This is a genomic window from Gilliamella sp. Gris1-4 (genome assembly GCF_001690335.1).
Taxonomy (GTDB): Bacteria; Pseudomonadota; Gammaproteobacteria; order Enterobacterales; family Orbaceae; genus Gilliamella; species Gilliamella apicola_P.
This window is the reverse complement of the sequence record NZ_LZHA01000040.1, coordinates 26,075-45,829: the sequence shown is the minus strand read 5'-3', so window position 1 is coordinate 45,829 and position 19,755 is coordinate 26,075. Positions and strand designations below refer to the sequence as shown.

Below are 19,755 nucleotides of genomic sequence, written 5' to 3'. Positions count from 1 at the left end.
TGTAAAGAAGTTATAATATTATTTTCCAACTAAATTTAACCCATTAAAAATGACTTTACAAAACCTAATATGTATTCAAAATATACTTATTCCAAATGGAGCTTTCGGTTCAAACCAATCGAAATATTTGCGCTCACATTTAACAACTTATTCTAGTGATGAAATTGTGATTTTTGAAGGAGGAGTAGCATCTTTTGACTCTTATTATAATGCTTTATCCTTGCCTGTTTGGAAAGAACAATGTGGTTTGAATAGTATAGATTTTTGTGTAAGAGGAAAAGGAAAAGCTGTTGTTAAGTTGTTTATAGCAAGTATGAGTACTGATTACGAGCTGGCTAATCAAACAGTAGAGTTAAATGAATCTTTACAATCTATTTTTGAATATGACTTGTCGAAGATAGAGCATACAGGTTTACTTTACGTTACCATTTCACCTATGGATGATAAAGTCGTTTTTAAAGGTGGTGGATGGTATACGCGTGAACAACCTAAACGAGATGTAGTTCTTGGTATTAGTATTACCCATTTTAATCGTAAAAATTATGTATTACCAGCCATTGAAAGAGTGAAAAAAAATATATTAGACAATCCTAAATATACAAATAAAATTCTTTTTACTGTTGTTGATAATTCTAAAAATATTACTAAAGAAGAAGCTAATGGAGTAAATGTAATTCCTAATGAAAATACTGGCGGATCTGGTGGTTTTATGCGTGGGTTACTTCATTATGAAAATGATACTAATGCTACACATGTTTTATTTATGGACGATGATGCTTCTTGTGAAACAGAAAGTATAACTAGAGCTTATTGGATTTTATCTTATGCAATAAACAGTGATACAGCTATTTGTGGGTCATTATTTATTGAGGATAGACCTGATTTTTTAATTGAGAAGGGAGCTTCTTTTGATACATATGGTCGTCCAAATAGCCATAACTATAATATGGCCGCGAGGGATAGCTTACTTGCTGCAGAGTTAGCTCATCAACCTAAAATAACTTATGGAGCATGGTGGTTTTTTGCTTTCCCTATTGAAAATATTAAAAATTATACATTTCCTTTTTTTGTGAGAGGAGATGATATCTTTTTTAGTTTATCTAATAAATTTAATTATATTGCACCAATAGGTATTGCTTGTTATGGAGAAAGCTTTTCTGCTAAAACCTCACCATTAACTATATATTTAGATACTAGAAATAATATTGTTAATTCTTTTTATTTGCAGCGTCCCGTGAGAAAAATAGTAAAAACTTATAAAAGATTATATTTAGCTGCACTTTATTCACATAAATATGAAACTGTTGCAGCTGTTAGATTAGCTTTTAAGCAAATCTATGGTGATATTGATTTCTGGTTTAAAAATTATGATTTAAGTGATATAAGAAAGTTTTTTAGTGAATTCATAAAAGTAGAAAAATTTACGAATGTTGATATAGATTCGTTAAAAACTGTTTATGTTTATAAACCTAGAAAAAAAATCATTAAAAAAATATCATTTAATGGTTTGTTATTTCCAATGAGAAATAAAATTGCATATCAAGAGTTTGGTTTTTGCGCCAACTATGATCACATTTTCAGATTTAAAAATATTCTTTATTATAAACCAAATAGTAAAACAGGTTTTATCGTAAAAGTTTCACGTATTAAGTTTTTTAAATTACTATTTTGTCTTTATATTGATGTATTTAAAATGAAATGGAATTATAAATCTAATTTAGCGAAGTATAAAAATAACTTCGGAAAACTTACATCTAGAGATTTTTGGGTTAAAATTTTAAAGATATAAATATGTTTTTAAATTAAAGTTATTATTAAAAAATGCCTGCCATTTAGAATGGCAGGTATGTTATTAATCTAATACAATCTCTTAACAAAATCCAAAGCTTTTTCGATTACATGATGCATGTCATAATATTTATACTCAGCTAACCTACCGCCAAAATAAATTTGTTTTTCTTTATCTGCAAGCTCTTTATATTTCTTAAATAATGTGGCATTTTTATCATCATTGATTGGATAATATGCTTCATCTCCAATTTTCCAATCACGAGGATACTCTTTAGTTATAATTGTATGATCTGTTTCTACATAGTCAAAATGCTTGTGTTCAATGATACGCGTATAAGGAATTTCGTACTCTGTATAATTGACTACCGCATTTCCTTGATAATTTGCTTCATTAACTGTTTCGTTTTCAAAACGTAAAGATCTATATTCTAAAGCGCCATATTGATAATCGTAAAATTTATCGATTGGGCCGGTATAAATAATTTTATTTGCTAGTTCAAGGTTAGCTTGTTTATTTTCAAAAAAATCAGTATTTAATTTTACATCAATACCTTTAAGCATTTTTTCAATAATTTGTGTATATCCACCTATTGGAATACCTTGATATTTATCGTTGAAATAGTTGTTATCAAAGGTAAATCGGACGGGCAACCTGTTAATTATGAATGGAGGAAGTTCAGTTGCTTTTCTTCCCCATTGTTTTTCTGTATATCCTTTGATTAATATTTCATAAATATCTTTTCCAATTAACGATATTGCTTGTTCTTCAAGATTTCTTGGATTTTCAATATGATATAACTTTTTTTGTTCTTCAATTTTTGCTTGCGCTTCTTTAGGCGTTTTTACTCCCCATAATTGATAAAAGGTATTCATATTGAATGGTAAATTGAATAGTTTACCTTTATAATTTGCAATAGGCGAATTAGTAAAACGGTTAAATTCGGCAAAACTATTAATATAATCCCATACTGTTTTATTATTAGTATGAAAAATATGGGCTCCATATTTATGGACTTGAATACCTCCGTTATCTTCGGTATATATATTTCCAGCTAAGTGATCCCTTTTCTCTATTAGAAGTATTTTATTTCCTCTTTTTTTTAATTCATGAGCACATATAGAACCAAATAAGCCACTGCCAACAATCAAATAATCATATTTCATAATTTTCCCATTTTTGGTAAAAAAAATTTACAAACAAATAGTACATTTTTAATATAAAAATGCAAATGTTTAATAGCTTAAGTTTCCATAAAGAATATATTATTTAATATTTTTTTAAATCATTTTATGTGATATTTTTAATAATATGTATTTTAAAAGACTAAATTTTGCTTATTTTGGTTGGATCGATATTATTTTGAATGAGAATTTTAATGAACATACATACGCCACTAATTTCAATTATTATACCAGTGTATAATTCTAGTTCGTTTATATTAAATACATTAGCCTCTTTACATGCACAGTCTTATAAAAATTTTGAAATCATTATTATCAATGATGGCTCTACTGATAATTCAATCGATATAATAAAAAAATATCAAAGTAAAAATAATAATATCATTTTATATAATCAAGAGAATAAAGGAGTATCAGTAGCAAGAAATAAAGGTATTGAATTATCTAATGGTGAGTTTTTAACATTTCTTGATAGTGATGATACGTATTCTCCCGTTTTTTTGGAAAAAATGTTATGTAAGCAATTTGAAGAAAACGCTGATTTAGTTTACTGTGGATATAATAGAATTAGTTCTTCAGGTAGAGTTACAATTGTACCGTGTCTATTTAAGGAAGGAAGTATTTTAGACTCCTATTTACAAAGAAATGGATATTTCCATTTTTCTGGTATGTTGATCCGTAAAACCATCTTAATTGATAATTATATTTATTTTGAGGAAGGGCGAGTTATTTCTGAGGATCTTTTATTCACAGTTAAACTTCTTAATAAATCAGATTGTTACTGTGTTAAAGAACATTTGTTCAATTATGTTCAACGTTCAGACTCTGTTATGTCTTCTTACTGGTCAGAAAATAAATGGCTTGCTGATATTGAAGGGCGGAAGAAAATTCTTTCATATTTAATAGTTAAATATCATAAAAAAGATAAAGAAGAAATCTTAAAATTGGCTTCTACATGTGTTTTTCAACGAGAAATATCTTACTTAATTGATTGCCTAAAAAAAATGCATTATGAGAAAGTTAAATGTTATTTGAAGAAGAATGATTTCCATACTAGAATTGAATTTATAGGGGATTCTATGCTTAATAATAAAGATTGGAAAAAATATAAAATCTTAAAAAAGGATAATAAACTAATCTGGTTTTTTTATACTCTCTATTATAGATTCTTTCGTTTAAATATTAAAATTTTTTGAATATTCATTTTATACAGAAAATATCTAATAAAATAAAATATACTTGAGAATATTTGTTTCTGATGCAATTTATGCTTTGCACAATATCTCATTTGTGCTGTTGTGATAGGCGATAGCAGAGGTGTTGAATTCAATGGCGATGCAGATTTCGCATTAAGAAAGTATTGCGAGCATTTGTAATCTTTAGCCCAACTATGCCATGGTTTAGTTGGACCAATATAATGAATTAATATTGTTTCATCTGAAATGGGCGAGTAGCAGTTAACGTTTGATTTATATTTTAATTCATAATTAATGCTTACCTGTTGATTATATTTTCTATCAATATATTTAACTTTTTCAAGTAATAATAGATTTAATACATCTTGATCAAGATGTGTGAATTTTTTTGATAGGTCAGGATCAGAAAGTAATTTTAGTGCTCTACAATTTATATTAAACTCTTGCCATTTTTTTAGATTGATTAATAAAAAACCTGCATTAAAGTAACCTGATGATAATTTATGCTCGTTGAGTCGGTTTGCGCATTTATTCCACCATATAGAATCTTTTTCAGTAACTACGTAGGCAATATTATTATCAAACTGTAATGTAAATAATTCTTGTAAAGAACCTTTACATATAATATCGGCATCCAAATAAAGTATTTTATCTATTTTATTATAGAAATAATCGGCAACTATAAATCTAAAATAGGTAGCAATTGTCCAGTTTTTGGTTGTTGGTAAATTAGATAAATTATTGTCATCCACTAAATAAATTGTTATATCAGTATTATATTTATTAGCCAGTTGTTCTAATTTCTTTTCAAAATCATCGTTAATGTAATTTGTGAATATATGGAAACTAAAGTTTAAATTAGGATTAAACACTAAAATAGACGTAATTGAAACAGCACAACCTAAAAAAAAGTTTTTATCAATGCCATATGCAATGTTTAATTTGTTGCCCTTATGACTGGAGGCAAATCCTATTCTTTTTTTTATAACCTTGTTAGCATTGAAATACATTGCCTATTTCCTGTTACATCATCCTTTAATAAAATAAATTATTCAATTATTAAGTTGAGTTTCTAAACATAGTAGAGAGTAAAGACCTACTTTGATTCAAAGTTTATTATATAGATAAAACAAAATTTTTCTAGTTGAAAAAGAATTGTAATAAAATTTTAAATTCATAGATTATGTATAGTATAATCTATGATCTAATTAACTTTTTATATCTGTTATGTCCAATAAATATAGCTCATTAAATACCATAAAACAATTGTGGCCGTTTATTTATCCGCATAAAAAAGCTTTAATTGTTGCTGTTATTGCCCTTTTATTCAATGCTGCAACCGATGCAACTTTAATTTCGTTAACAAAACCATTATTAGATAATGGGTTGATGGATAAGAACTATGAGTTATTAATTCTTTTTTCAATTGGTATTATTGGTTTAATTGCATTGCGTGGTTTGTCAAATTATTGTTCTACATATTGTTTATCTTGGTTGTCGGGGAAAGTCGTGACTAAATTTAGGCAATTAATTTTCGACCATCTAGTAAAGAGTCCTATTAGTTTTCTTGATAAGAACCCAATTGGAGAACTTGTTACTGTAATAACCTATAATACTCAGCTATTATCAAAAGCATCATCAGATGCGCTTATTATTTTAGTTAGAGAAATAGCCTATGCTATAGGTTTATGTATAGTGATGTTTTATGGTAATTGGAAACTTGCTTTAGTGTTAATTGTTGTTGTGCCATTAGTTATTTTTATTGCTCAATTTATTGCAAAAAAATTTCGCCATGCACTTGTTTCTATGCAAAAAGGGATAGGGACTATTACTACTGCAGCAGATGAAATGCTAAAAGGCCATAAAGAAATTTTAATTTTTAATGCTCAAAAATATGAAAAAAATAATTTTTATTCAATCAATAAACTTTTCAGGAAAAGTATCTTAAAAATCGTACTTGTTTCGGGGTTATCAACACCGATAATTCAATTGGTTGCTACATTGGCTTTAGGATTAATTTTGTTTCTTGTTGCAAGTCAAACACTTGATATTACTCCAGGTTCTTTTACGGTTGTTTTTTCGGCTATGGTTGCTGTAATGCGTCCTTTGAGAGAGCTAACTAGTGTACATCTTGAATTGCAAAAAGGTTCAGTGGCCTGTGAGTCACTTTTTGGTCTTTTAAATTCACCTATTGAAGAAGATAATGGAACTATTGATTTAGAAAGGGCAAAAGGTAGTATTGAATTTCATCAAGTAACATATACATATCCAACAAGAACATCACCATCTTTAAATAATATCAGTTTTAAAATTAAAGAGGGTGAAACTATTGCTTTAGTTGGTCGTTCTGGAGCGGGTAAATCAACTATAGCTAGTTTATTGCCACGATTTTATGATATTTCAATAGGTGAAATATTGATAGATTCTGTGGATATCAAAAAGTACACTCTTAAATCATTACGTAATCAAATAGGGTATGTTTCTCAGCAGGTCCATTTATTTAATGGAACGATAGCTGAAAATATAGCTTATGGAGCAAAAAATAATTATAGCCAACAAGATATTATAAATGCAGCAATACAAGCGAATGCTATGGAGTTTATTGATAAACTAAAACATGGTTTGAATACTGAAATAGGTGATAATGGTGTTTTATTATCAGGTGGACAACGTCAGAGAATTGCAATTGCTAGGGTATTATTGCGTAATAATCCAATTTTGATTTTTGATGAAGCAACATCAGCTTTAGATAATGAATCTGAACGATTAGTGCAACAAGCAATAGAACATTTACAAAAAAACCGCACTTCTATTATTATTGCGCATCGTTTATCAACAATTGAACGAGCAGATCGTATTTTAGTTATTGATGAAGGTAAAATAATTGAGGAAGGCACTCATAAAGCTTTGTTACTAAAAAATGGTCTTTATGCCAAAATGCATCAATTACAATTTAACGCTTAATTAAAAATATATTATGAAAAAAAATAATAATCAATCAATAAATAATTATATTGATCAAGACTCATCAACTTGGAAAACATTCGCTAAATTATGGCCTTATATTGCTAAACATAAATTTATTCTTTTTTTATCAATAATATTACTTATTCTTAGCGCTTTTGCGGATACCTCACTCATAGCCTTGTTACAACCGTTGTTGGATAAAGGGTTTGTAGAAAATGATCAGCATTTTTTAATGATGGCGCCGTTGTATATTTTCGGATTAGTGTTACTTCGTGGTGTTGCAAATTATGGATATGCTTTCTTATTGTCGTTAATTTCAACTAAAATTGTTCTTGAAATTCGGCAGCGTCTTTTTAATCATTTTGTTGATGCTCCTGTAAGTTATTATGATCAAAATTCAACTGGAAGATTATTATCGCGGATAACCTATGATACTGATCAAGTTGCTTCTTCTTCCTCTGATGCTTTAATAACTATAGTACGTGAATCTGCTTTTATTTGTGGATTATTTTATACTATGTTCACCAATAGCTGGCAGTTGTCTTTATCATTAATCATCATTACGCCAATTGTTATTGGACTAATTACTTTTATTTCTGTGAAATTTAGACGGTTAGCCAAAAATATGCAAAATTCGATGGGTAGTGTAACCATGTCTGTTGAACAAATGCTGAAAGGTCATCGTGAGATTATCATTTTTGGTGCCCAAGATGAAGAATCAAGAAGCTTTGATAAAGTGAATAATAAATTTCGTCGTGATGGTATGAGGTTAGTTTCTATTTCAGCATTATCAACGCCAATTGTACAACTTATCATCTCGTTTGCTATTGCTTTTGTCTTATTAATGGCGAGTAATCCTGATTTAAGTATTACTCCAGGTCAGTTTACGGTAGTTTTTTCGTCACTAGTTGCATTAATGCAACCGATAAAGAGTTTAACCAGTGTTAATGCCGAATTTCAGAAAGGAATGGCTGCCTGTCAAACTTTATTTGCTATTTTTGAACAACCAATCGAAAGAGATAATGGCCAAATCAATATTGATCGAGTCAAAGGGAATATTGAGTTTAAGCATGTTGGTTTTACTTATGAAACTAGACAAGAGCCAGTTTTGCAAGATATCAATTTTTCAGTAGAACCATATAAAACGATTGCTTTAGTTGGAAGATCAGGTTCCGGAAAGACAACTATCGCAAGTTTGCTAACTCGTTTTTATGATATAAGTAGCGGCGAAATTTTGATTGATAATTATAAAATCCAAGATTTTACTTTATATAGTTTGCGCAACCAAATTGGACTAGTTTCGCAAAATGTTCATTTGTTTAATGATACTGTCGCTAATAATATTGCTTATGGACGAGTTGGTGAATACTCCCAAGATCAAATAGAAGAAGCTGCTAGAAAAGCTTATGCTTATGATTTTATAAAAGGGCTCGAAAATGGATTTGATACAGTCGTTGGAGAAAGTGGAGTATTATTATCTGGTGGTCAGCGTCAACGCATTGCTATAGCAAGAGCTTTGTTAAGAGACACACCTATATTAGTGCTTGATGAGGCAACTTCGGCATTAGATACTGAGTCAGAGCAAGCAATACAAAAAGCTTTAGAAGATTTACAAAAAGGGCGTACATCAATAGTTATTGCCCATCGCCTATCAACGATTGAAAACGCAGATAAAATACTTGTTATTGATAGCGGGAAGATTGTTGAGCAAGGTAATCATGAAGAATTGTTATCGATGAATGGATTATATGCAAAATTATATCAAGGAAATTTTACAAGCTAACATAAAAGGAGTTTTACAAGCTCAGATATAAATATTTTTTGCATGATAAGGTATTGAAGGGAATATGATAAACAAATTACTAGAATGTATTAGGTACTTAAATAGGCAAAGAAATTTAAAGGTAAAACCGTTTAAATTGGCTATTAAATTAGCCTGGTTAAATCGAAAAAAAAAGGTAAGATCTATATTTCATCCAGATGAGTATCATTCTGTAGCAATTCTTATGAATGATCAAGGAATTGGCGATGCGATAGTTACTTCCTATTTAATTAAGTCCCTTCGAGAAAATGGGCTTAAGGTTTATGTTATCGTAGAAAAAAGGATCGCCTTTCTTTTTGAGCATTTTATTTCAGTGGATGGTGTTTTATTCTACGATAGAAAAAAAAGTATAAAACAATTAAAAGAACAATTACAGAGCACAAGAATTGATGTTGCAATTGACCTTGTTGATAAAGGCCACAATAGTGTAAGGCGTTGTCAAATCATTCAAGCTATCAGCCCATTGCATACAATTGGCTTCAATCAAGAAAAATATAAATTGTATGATACGTCAATATCTTATCACGAGTATACGTCTCATGTTTCAACAAGAAGTCAGAAAATACTTCAATTAATGAATATTCAATCTGAACCGATACAGTATTACATTAATATTCCAACCGATAATGAGCAGTTTGTAAGAAATTTTATTAAGCCTATAATTGAATCAAATAGAAAAATAATTATTTTTAATCCTTATGGTTCAAATGAAGCTAGAAGTTTTTCTAACTATCAAATTGATAAGACTTTATCTTTCTTATCACAATATGATGATTGCACAACAATTGTGGTGGGTGAACCTAATAAAATTTCTCATATTGAAGCTAAAAAAAATATTATTATAAACCCATTACCGTCTTTTTTTGACACAGTGGCGTTAGTTAAATATTCAACTTTAGTGATTTCTGTTGACACTTCTATAGTACATATTGCTTCAATTTATAATATAAGAATGATTTGCGTCTATAATAATAGGATTATTGATAAACAATTTATTAATAATTTTGTATGGGGACCAAATTATTCCAATGCAATACAAATATTTACTAATGATAACCTTGGTACAGGACTTGGTGATCCAATAGCTAACCTTGATATGAGCATTATGCTTGAACAATTGAAACTAGAGATAAAAAACTATAAATAGATAATTTATTTGATAAATAGGAATTATTTTGACGAGTCTAAATCAGAAATTTCGACAATTAAACTGGAAACGTAATTTTATTACGAAAAAAATTAAATATTTTATATTTATAAAATTTTTATCTTTATTTACTATATTTTTACGAAGTAAAAAAAATTCATTAATTCCTTGTTCAGTTAAAAAAGTTCTTGTTATAAGAAATGATTGTATTGGCGATATGATAGTTACAACGCCATTTATTCGATATTTATCTATGGCAGGATATAAAGTATATGTGTCTTCAAGAAAAAATAGTTTAGAAATTTTAAGTAATAACCCTTATGTAACTGATTGTTTTTTATATGATGATGGAACTTTTAGTAAGTTAATGAGATCACTTAAAATCATTAGAAAACATCAATTTGATTTGGCTATCGACGCAAGATTTCACAGACGATTAGACTTAAGACATTTGTTTTTTTGTATTTTTGTTAAAACTTCACATCTACTCAGCTATAACAAAAGTAATATTAAATCATTCAATATTTCTTTACCTTATTATAAAACGACGGAACATGTTACAAATCAATTAAAATATTATTTAGACTATCTTGATATAAATTATGATTCATTTGGTTATGATATCTTTATTGATTCAATAAAAGATAAAGATGTTGATCTTTTTATTAATAACAATATTAAACCAAAAGAAAAATTCGTGGTAATTAATCCTTATGGAGGCTCTGATTATCGTTGTTTATCAGAACTTCAGATTTTAATGTTGTGTAATTTATTTAAAAGCTACTATCAAGAATATAGAATTGTAATAATTGGACAAGGTGGAAATTTTGATAAATTGTGTATACCCAGCACCATTAAATTTCAATCTCCCTCAATTTTAGATGTTTTTCCTTTAATAAAAAAAGCTGATTTAGTTATTAGTGTTGACACATCTATTGTGCATGTGGCTTCCGCATTTTCGACTAAGTGTATTTCAATCTATATGGAGCCATTACTTCCTAAACCGGATAATTTGAAATCTATTTATAGTCGAGAGTTTAGTAATTATAAATATTTACTACAAGATTTATTTTTAGATAAAGCCTATATAAAAAAGCATAACCCTAATCTCGATTTACAAATAAATAAGGATATTTGGTCTCCTAACGACATAAACAGCAAACAAATTGTTTTTTATTCTAATAGTGTGAAAACAATTAATCCCGATATATTAGTAAAATCTATAAAAGAATATATTTAAATTAAGAATAGCTAATTTTTAAATTTATGAATTAAATAAAGCAGATAATACTTAAAACCATTTATGATTTTTCTATCTCTTATGTGGTTTTTTGCATAAATCCGATAATCATTAACGCGCATTTTATGTTTATAACTTTTAAGTGGACTATTTGCCCAAGGAGTGAAGTGTTTATAGAAACTATAAATATCTTGCGCGAGCCCTTTATGTTCTTGATACCACATCTTTCTGGCACCAGTAAAATGAATGATAAAAGGTAAAGATTCTTTATTGTAAAAGAATCTTTCTTTTTGCTTATCGTTCATCCAAGTAAATAGATAATTCCAGTTAGTATCTATAAATAGAACTTGATGCTGTAAAACTATATTTAGTGCATCTTGATCTGGATAAATTAAATGTTTTTTTTCTGCGGACAGCAATATCTTATTTGCTTTATTTTCTGTATCAAAATCCATCCAATTATTAACATTAATGTATAAAAAACCAGAGTTGAAATAACTTTGAGAGGTAAGTTCCAACCTTTTTTGGTTCTTGTTCATATTTTCTTTATCTAATGAGTCTTGTGTTACAGCACAAATGACCGAGTCTATATTTATATTTAAAATTGGTGATAGGTCAGAAAAGCATAAGGTATCCGCATCCAAATAAATAAATTTATCAACTTTACCATATAATAGTCTTGGAACTGATAATCGAATATACATCGATCGGTTAATATGCTTTATTTTATTATTCGGAAGATCTGAATATTTATTTAGCTCATCTGTTGAAATCGAATAAATTGTGATTGAAGGACTTATTTTTTGTAACTTATGTTGTTCTTCTGGTACGACATCATATAAAAAGACATGGAAATGAATATTATGATCCATATTGTTAAGTATAATAGAGGTAATAGATACAGCTACATGTTCAAGATAATTTGAATCACTACAGTATGCAATATTAATCCTATTATTCATTTCTAATACTCTTTAAAACTTAACTTTGTTATTTAGTCATTATTAAATCAATATGTCAATATAAAATTTATTATTACTTCATTGTTTAATTTAACATATGTTACAATGCCTTAATCTTTTTTAACATAATCGAAAAATTGGCATAAGATGAAAGAAAATATTTTTATCAGCAAAATCAAAACACTATTTAACAATACCGTAGAATCTTTTGATACCGTACATATAGCATTTTGTTTTGATGATAACTATGCAATGCCTGCAGGTATTGCTATGTCTTCAGTAATTTTGAATAATTCAGATAAAAATCTTGTATTCCATTTATTTGCCAATAATGTATCTAGCGAGAAAATTATAAGATTTAATCAATTAAATAAAGAAAATATTACCATAATTTGTTATGAAATTAGTGATAATTTTTCAATTAATCCAGATACTTTAGTTTTACATGTTTCTGCTTCAACTTGCTTACGATTTGTTGTGCCACAGATACTAAATAAAGTAACTTCTCGAGTTTTATATTTAGATTGTGATGTACTGTGTACAAGTAACCTTAATGAATTAATTAATATTGATTTAACTGATAAATATTCTGCGGTTGTCCCTGATTTGGAAAAAACCCAAGAAAAACAGTGTGCTAGCTGTAATATTCCTTATGGTGAATACTTTAATGCTGGAATGATATATATTAATACAGATATGTGGGTGCAAAATAACCTTACTGAAAAAGCTTTTGCGATGATTAACAGTGGTAAAGTTTATAAATTTGCAGATCAAGATGTCCTAAATATTTTAATGCAAGGTAAAACAGTATTCTTACCTAGACGTTTTAATTATCTTACTGCGCTAACTGCGGGTGGAAAAGAAGATAATCTTATTGGCAATGATGCTGTGATTATTCATTATGTCACCGGTAATAAACCTTGGTATAAACTATATTTGACACCTATTTATCAACATTATATAGAGTCTTCTTGTTGGGCAAACGATAAATTATTGCTAGCTAATGAAAATGCCCCGTCAACCACCAGAAGATATGCTAAATTACTTGCTAGTCAGCATAAATATTTTTCTGCATTGAAGTATTATCTACTTTATTTGAAACATAAAGCGTTCAAAAGACGTTAAGGAATAATGTTGTGATTAATGTTGAAAAGTTTATTAACAAAAAAAATGAATTATTATCATGTGTTTTTTCGAATAATGAAAATGTATTACATATTCTTTTATGTTTTGATAATAACTACGCTCTATCAGCAGGTGTAGATATTGTTTCAGTTATTGAAAATAATAAAAATAATCAGATTCATTTTCATATTTTTACTCATAATGTTTCGGAAGAAAATAGAAAAAAATTGGCAACAATCAACTCCGATAATGCTTCTATAACTGAATATGTTATTAATGATGAATTTAAAATTGATCAAAAGAATACTGAACAATTTCCTATATCAGCTTGTGTTCGATTAATAGCTCCAATAATTTTAAAAGATATAGCTGAAAGATTGCTTTATATTGATAGTGATACACTTTGCCTTAAAAAATTAAATTTTATTAATGAAGTTAATTTACATTCTGCAATTGTTGCTGCTGTTGCTGATGAGCCCTATATGCAACAGTCTCAGTGTGATAAATATAACATAATATATGGGACATATTTCAATTCTGGAGTTATGTTAATTAACATAACTCTTTGGTGTCAGGAAGACATTACTTCTAAGACATTAAAGTTATTAAATAATGGTGATAAATATCATTATCCAGATCAAGATGTATTAAATATTTGTGTAGGTGAAAAAAGAATTATATTAGAAAAAAAATATAATAAATTATTGGCGCTATCAATAAATGGTAATGAAGATTCTAATGTTCCAGACGATACTGTTTTAATTCATTACATAACTAAAAATAAACCTTGGCATCAGCCTTATCGTTCAAGATTATTTGATTATTATTTGGAAAAGTCTCCATGGAGAAATAATACTTTACCTTTATATAGCCGAAAGAAAACATCTTCAATACGAGCCTATTCTCGATTAATGTTTAAACAGAAAAAATATTTATCGGGAATTAAGCATTATTTAATTTACTTGAAAACCAAATTGACAAAATAAATTTATTATTGATTCTTTGGCTTTTTAAGCATTGAACATTATCTATTTTTAATGGGTGATGTTCAAAATAAAAAAACAACCGTATTCATCTTAAAATATAGCTATATATCTTTTTTTCTTGGTTACTGGTATAGTACGGCAATTATTTGTATTGTTAACTATTCAATTCAGCAATAATAAATTCATCTCATTTTTGAAATGAGTCATTATGTTTTCATAACGTTTTATTTTTCTTAGAATATATTTTCTTAATTTTATTGGTGTGTTGAACTTAGCTTTTTATTAGGTATATTTTAAGTGATTGATGATTTTTCTGAGAATGGTTTATTGGCTAAAGCTATTGATGGATTTGTGGCAAGAGAGCCACAACGAAACATGGCAAGTAAAGTCTCAGAGTCAATAAATAAGCAACAGCCTCTTGTTGTTGAGGCTGGAACTGGAACAGGTAAAACATTCGCTTATTTAGTGCCCGCTTTACGTAGTGAAAAGAAAGTAATACTTTCCACGGGATCCAAGAATCTACAAGATCAACTTTTTAGTAAAGATCTGCCTATTATCAAAAAAGCATTAAATTACACTGGCAAAATATCTCTTCTTAAAGGTAGATCGAATTATCTTTGTTTAGAACGATTGTATAATCAATATGCAGCTGCAGGAGATCTTGATAAAGATTTACGTGTTGATTTAGTTCGTGTCAAAAATTGGTCAATTAAAACCAAAGATGGAGATATTAGCAAATGTATAACTGTCACGGAAGAAAACCCAATTTGGCCCGTATTAACCAGTACAAACGAAAGCTGTCTTGGAAGTGACTGCGAACATTATAATGATTGTTATGTTGTTAAGGCTCGTAAGCGTGCTTTAAATGCGGATATTGTGGTTGTTAATCACCATCTATTTTTAGCCGATGTTGTGGTAAAAGATACAGGTTTTGGTGAGCTTATCCCTAAGGCTGATGTAATGATTTTTGATGAAGCCCATCAGTTACCAGATCTGGCTTGTCACTATTTTGGACAACAGTTAACTAGTCGTCAGCTACTAGAACTTGCAAAAGAGATAACGCTTAGCTATCGCACTGAAGTAAAAGATATGTCTCAGCTACAGCAGTGTGCAGATAAATTGCAAAAAAGTGTTCAAGATTTGCGTATTGCAATTAATCAGCAACCACCTAAAGGTAATTTGCGAGTGTTATTCAAACAGCAAGCAATAAAAAAAGAGTTATCTTATCTTTTTGATGCATTAGATTTTTGTCGTGAGGTTTTAATGTTGGCAATAGGACGATCTACTGCATTAGATAACTGCTTTGAACGAGTAAATCAATACATCAGCTTATTAAAAAAATTAAGTGAAACATATGTAACTGGGTTTAGTTATTGGTATGAATGTACTTATAATTATTTTGTTTTTGCGATAACGCCATTGTCAGTGGCCGATAAATTCTCTGAACTATTAGCACAACGTAAAGGTAGTTGGATTTTTACCTCGGCAACTTTGTCTGTTGATAATAAATTAGATTATTTTACTAAGCGCCTTGGTCTCACAAATGCCGAGTCCCTTATTTTAGAAAGCCCATTTGATTATTTACATCAAACTGTCATGTGTGTTCCGCGTTATATTCCTTCTCCTAATGAACAAGGTAATGCTGAAAAATTGGTCGATATATTATTGCCAGTTATTGAAGCAAACAATGGGCGTTGTTTCTTCCTATGTACTTCTTATGCCATGATGAATGCTTTAGCAAAACAGTTTAAAGAACTCACCAAATTACCAGTATTAGTACAAGGTGAAACAAGTAAAGTAAAATTACTTGAGCAATTTATACATAGCGGAAACGCCTTATTAATTGCTACCAGTAGTTTTTGGGAAGGTATTGATGTTCGGGGCGATACCTTATCTTGTGTTATTATAGATAAATTACCATTTACATCTCCAGACGATCCTTTAATAAAAGCTCGTATGGAGGATTGCCAAATGCAAGGTGGAGATGCATTTAATGATGTGCAATTACCTGAAGCTGTTATTACTTTAAAACAAGGAGTAGGTCGACTAATTCGCCATCATAATGACCGCGGAGCAATTATTATTTGTGACAATCGCTTGGTTATGAGACCTTACGGTGCAACCTTTATTAATAGTTTACCTCCATCGCCAAGAACACGAGATGTAAATAAAGTTATTAATTTTTTATTATCTAAATCTAACTTATAAACTTAAATATTTTGGAAAAGAAATGAGTACTATCTTAGCTATTGATACCTCAACAGAAGCATGTTCGGTAGCTTTAATTTACCGTAATGAAATCACTCATGATTTCATCATATCAGCACGCGATCATACTAAGCAAATATTACCAATGGTGGATAAGCTTCTTGCACTATCAGATTGTTCACTTGCTCAAGTTGATGCCATAGCCTTTGGACAAGGACCTGGTAGTTTTACTGGTGTTAGAATTGGCATTGGTGTTGCACAAGGTTTAGCATTAGGCATTGAGAAACCAATGATCGGAGTTTCAACGTTGATGACCTTGGCTCAAGGTGTATATCGAACACAAAAAGCCACAAAAGTCATTGCTACAATTGATGCCAGAATGGGGGAAGTCTATTTAGGGCAATACTTTTACAGCAATAATCAATGGCAAACAGTTATTCCAGAATGTGTAATTGCACCTGAAAAAGTAATAGAAAAAGTGGAAAATATAGGTAATGATAGTTATTGTGCTGGCACTGGTTGGCAAACTTATCCAGATATGATTAAAGGAATAAGGCAAAGTGATATTTTATTACCTCACGCACAAGATCTAGTCGTTCTTGCTAAGAATAAATGGTTAAAGAATGAAGTAGTTAATGTTGAGGAAGTAGAACCAACTTATTTACGTAACGAGGTTACTTGGAAAAAACTACCAGGTCGTTAATAACAAGTAAACATTAAAAAAGCCACCAAACGGTGGCTTGAATTTAATTCACTAGTTTACATTATTCTTTAAATAAGCCTAAATGCTCTTTTGCATAAGCTTCAAAATCAGTACAACCACCGATTGGTTTTTCATCAATAAAGATTTGTGGTACTGTTTCAACAGGTTTACCTACACTTTTAGACAGATCTTCTTTAGTAATGCCTTCTGCATTAATATCAACATAACGATAAGAAAAATCATCACGCTCTTGAGAAAGTTTTTCTGCTAGTTCTTTAGCTCGAACACAATAAGGACAACCTTGACGACCAAAAATTACAGTATACATTTTTACCTCGAATAAATTATTTCACAAATAGATACTATACGTTACTTTAAATTAAAAAAAAGTTGTTAAATATAGTTGATTAAATAGATTATACCTATTGATATTGGGCTTGAAAAGCTAATCTGGTTTTATGTTTGAAAAGTTAAATCTATTTGCTTATTTTTTCATAATTTAGAATTATTATTCAGAAAGCTAGCATTTTTTAAATTTATCACTTAATACTTCATTAAACTTGATATCAAAAAACTAAACACCTAATATAAACATAATTTAACAACCTTTTAACTTTCAGACAAAAAGATAGTTCTATTTCTGTAAAAATCATTCAAAAATAGCTTGTGCTAATCTTGACTTGTTTGTTTTTCCAATCACAACATAAGTTCAACTTTATTATGTTTATTTTCAGGTAGACGTTATAATCTTCATAGATAAACTAGTTGGATATGAATATGTTAAAAAAATTGATATTGATTGCTTTGTTGTTACCTATCACCGTATTCGCTGCTAAAAAAGAGTGTGGGATTAAGCCCAGTTATGACATTACGATAAGTAGAGAAAGTGTGCATGTTTTTGATAAAAAGAATGATTTAATCATCATGCCAAATGGTAATACCATATTAAATAAAGAAACGGTATCACTTAATCCATTATTACAAAAAAAATTGATTCAATTTCAACAAGATTTACGTCAACAGTTACCACTGCTTGAACAACAATCATTAAGCCTTTTAACTGAAGTTAAAGAAACTTTTGAAAAAGCAATAAAAAATCAATTGGGCGATGATAATGAGCTAAAAAGCGAGTTAAACAAATTATATAAACGTTTAGTCAAATTGTTACATGCATCAATTATTACTGAAAATGGTAATACGCGATTTTTTTACCGACATTTTAATAATATAAAAAAAGATGGAGAAGATATTGGTCAACGCATTTTTTATAATGTTGTGGGCGGAAGTATTTTGCATTTCGAATTTTTTAAAAATTATGGAGCAATTAAACAAATTTCTAAAAATGAATGGAAGGCTCAAAAACCTAAATTAAAAGCTTTTGATGCTCATATTTGTTCAGTTATTACAGATATTGATGCTCAATACAAACAAATATTGAATCAACTTAATCAATCAATTCATAACTAAATAGACATTAATAAAAACTTTTGCGAAAATGATACCTCTAATAAGATAGTTAAACGGAAGCTTATGACTGCACATATAATTGATGGGAAAGTATTAGCACAACAAATACGAACTGAAATTGCTAATAAAGTCAAAATGCGTATTGAAAAAGGACTATCAGTCCCAGGATTAGCTGTAATTCAAGTCGGTTCAGACCCTGCATCAAAAATCTATGTTAAAAATAAGCAAAAGGCTTGTGATGATGTTGGTTTTGTTTCATTTGCTTATGACTTTACCTCGACGACCACCGATGAATTATTAGCATTAATTGATGAACTAAATCAACGTTTAGATGTGCATGGTATTTTAGTACAACTGCCTTTACCTGATAATATTGATAAAACAAAGGTTCTTGAACGTATAGATCCAAGTAAAGATGTTGATGGTTTTCACCCATATAATATTGGACACTTGCTACAGCGTGATCCAATCTTGCGACCATGTACTCCTTATGGCGTAGTCAAAATGCTAGAATCCACCGGCATAAATCTGTCAGGTTTAAATGCTACCGTTGTAGGAGCATCAAGCATTGTGGGTCGTCCAATGGCATTAGAGTTATTATTATTAGGTTGCACAACAACCATTACCCATAGTCGTACTATTGATTTAGCAAAACATGTTAGCAATGCGGATATTGTTGTTGCGGGAGTAGGCATTGCTAATTATGTTAAGGGTGAGTGGATAAAGCCAGGTGCAATCGTCATTGATGTTGGTATCAATCGTTTGCCAGATGGTAAACTTGCAGGTGATGTAGAGTTTGATGTTGCTGTTAAAAGAGCTGGATGGATCACACCTGTTCCTGGTGGTGTTGGTCCAATGACTGTTGCTATGTTAATGAGCAATACACTAGAAGCATGTGAAAAATTTGGTAAATAATTTATATTAATTAAGATTTACTAAATTTTATTCGAAAGATATAT

General features: G+C 29.4%; 16 protein-coding genes. 12 read left to right on the top strand and 4 right to left on the bottom strand.

Annotated elements, in window-relative coordinates; all coding sequences use genetic code 11:
- Positions 1-49 precede the first annotated feature (49 nt).
- Positions 50-1,789: a glycosyltransferase gene (locus A9G31_RS05060; protein ID WP_065560721.1), complete on the top strand. Its 1,740-nt coding sequence runs from the start codon at positions 50-52 to the stop codon at positions 1,787-1,789.
- 68 nt (positions 1,790-1,857) lie between these two features.
- Here A9G31_RS05060 and glf read toward each other — a convergent pair whose 3' ends face one another.
- Positions 1,858-2,955, bottom strand: coding sequence for a UDP-galactopyranose mutase (gene glf, locus A9G31_RS05055; RefSeq protein ID WP_065560720.1), 1,098 nt, complete (start codon positions 2,953-2,955; stop codon positions 1,858-1,860).
- A gap of 212 nt (positions 2,956-3,167) precedes the next feature.
- Between glf and A9G31_RS05050 the strand changes: the two genes are divergently transcribed.
- Positions 3,168-4,169 (top strand): glycosyltransferase family 2 protein, encoded by a 1,002-nt coding sequence (locus A9G31_RS05050; RefSeq protein WP_065560719.1) that lies wholly within the window; start codon positions 3,168-3,170, stop codon positions 4,167-4,169.
- Here the strand turns inward: A9G31_RS05050 and A9G31_RS05045 are convergent.
- Positions 4,133-5,179, bottom strand: coding sequence for a glycosyltransferase (locus A9G31_RS05045; RefSeq protein ID WP_065560718.1), 1,047 nt, complete (start codon positions 5,177-5,179; stop codon positions 4,133-4,135). The genes A9G31_RS05050 and A9G31_RS05045 overlap by 37 nt on opposite strands.
- 217 nt (positions 5,180-5,396) lie before the next feature.
- Here A9G31_RS05045 and msbA (A9G31_RS05040) point away from each other — a divergent pair, with 217 nt between their 5' ends.
- The 4 genes from msbA (A9G31_RS05040) to A9G31_RS05025 all read left to right on the top strand — a co-directional run bounded on the left by msbA (A9G31_RS05040) (position 5,397) and on the right by A9G31_RS05025 (position 11,345).
- The gene (msbA, locus tag A9G31_RS05040; protein ID WP_065560717.1) at positions 5,397-7,133 is read left to right on the top strand and encodes a lipid A export permease/ATP-binding protein MsbA; all 1,737 of its coding nucleotides are present in this window, start codon (positions 5,397-5,399) and stop codon (positions 7,131-7,133) included.
- 13 nt (positions 7,134-7,146) lie between these two features.
- Positions 7,147-8,919 carry a lipid A ABC transporter ATP-binding protein/permease MsbA gene (gene msbA / locus A9G31_RS05035; protein ID WP_065560716.1) on the top strand — a complete coding sequence of 591 codons (1,773 nt, stop codon included), beginning with the start codon at positions 7,147-7,149 and terminating at the stop codon, positions 8,917-8,919.
- Positions 8,920-9,055: 136 nt separating this feature from the next.
- Positions 9,056-10,105: a glycosyltransferase family 9 protein gene (locus A9G31_RS05030; protein ID WP_176700356.1), complete on the top strand. Its 1,050-nt coding sequence runs from the start codon at positions 9,056-9,058 to the stop codon at positions 10,103-10,105.
- A gap of 28 nt (positions 10,106-10,133) precedes the next feature.
- Positions 10,134-11,345, top strand: coding sequence for a glycosyltransferase family 9 protein (locus A9G31_RS05025; protein ID WP_065560714.1), 1,212 nt, complete (start codon positions 10,134-10,136; stop codon positions 11,343-11,345).
- A gap of 11 nt (positions 11,346-11,356) precedes the next feature.
- On the opposite strand, the gene A9G31_RS05020 is transcribed toward A9G31_RS05025, so the two are convergent.
- Positions 11,357-12,307 (bottom strand): glycosyltransferase family 8 protein, encoded by a 951-nt coding sequence (locus tag A9G31_RS05020; protein WP_081299349.1) that lies wholly within the window; start codon positions 12,305-12,307, stop codon positions 11,357-11,359.
- A gap of 147 nt (positions 12,308-12,454) precedes the next feature.
- Between A9G31_RS05020 and A9G31_RS05015 the strand changes: the two genes are divergently transcribed.
- From A9G31_RS05015 to tsaB, 4 genes are all read left to right on the top strand, one after another.
- Complete coding sequence (locus tag A9G31_RS05015; RefSeq protein ID WP_081299348.1) at positions 12,455-13,432, top strand: glycosyltransferase family 8 protein; 978 nt, start codon at positions 12,455-12,457, stop codon at positions 13,430-13,432.
- An 11-nt stretch (positions 13,433-13,443) separates the two neighbouring features.
- Entirely contained in the window at positions 13,444-14,418 is a 975-nt protein-coding gene (locus A9G31_RS05010; protein WP_065560713.1) for a glycosyltransferase family 8 protein, read from the top strand.
- A gap of 297 nt (positions 14,419-14,715) precedes the next feature.
- Positions 14,716-16,626: an ATP-dependent DNA helicase gene (locus A9G31_RS05005; protein ID WP_065560712.1), complete on the top strand. Its 1,911-nt coding sequence runs from the start codon at positions 14,716-14,718 to the stop codon at positions 16,624-16,626.
- A gap of 22 nt (positions 16,627-16,648) precedes the next feature.
- Positions 16,649-17,329 carry a tRNA (adenosine(37)-N6)-threonylcarbamoyltransferase complex dimerization subunit type 1 TsaB gene (gene tsaB / locus A9G31_RS05000; protein WP_065560711.1) on the top strand — a complete coding sequence of 227 codons (681 nt, stop codon included), beginning with the start codon at positions 16,649-16,651 and terminating at the stop codon, positions 17,327-17,329.
- A gap of 61 nt (positions 17,330-17,390) precedes the next feature.
- Here the strand turns inward: tsaB and A9G31_RS04995 are convergent, their stop codons facing one another.
- A complete protein-coding gene (locus A9G31_RS04995; RefSeq protein ID WP_034912061.1) occupies positions 17,391-17,657 on the bottom strand; it encodes a GrxA family glutaredoxin in 267 nt (88 codons plus the stop codon).
- Positions 17,658-18,106: 449 nt separating this feature from the next.
- Here A9G31_RS04995 and A9G31_RS04990 point away from each other — a divergent pair, with 449 nt between their 5' ends.
- Both A9G31_RS04990 and folD read left to right on the top strand, forming a co-directional pair.
- Positions 18,107-18,796, top strand: a complete 690-nt coding sequence (locus A9G31_RS04990; RefSeq protein ID WP_065560710.1) for a DUF2884 family protein — start codon at positions 18,107-18,109, stop codon at positions 18,794-18,796.
- Positions 18,797-18,859: 63 nt separating this feature from the next.
- Positions 18,860-19,711, top strand: a complete 852-nt coding sequence (folD, locus tag A9G31_RS04985; RefSeq protein WP_065560709.1) for a bifunctional methylenetetrahydrofolate dehydrogenase/methenyltetrahydrofolate cyclohydrolase FolD — start codon at positions 18,860-18,862, stop codon at positions 19,709-19,711.
- The last annotated feature ends 44 nt before the right edge of the window (positions 19,712-19,755 follow it).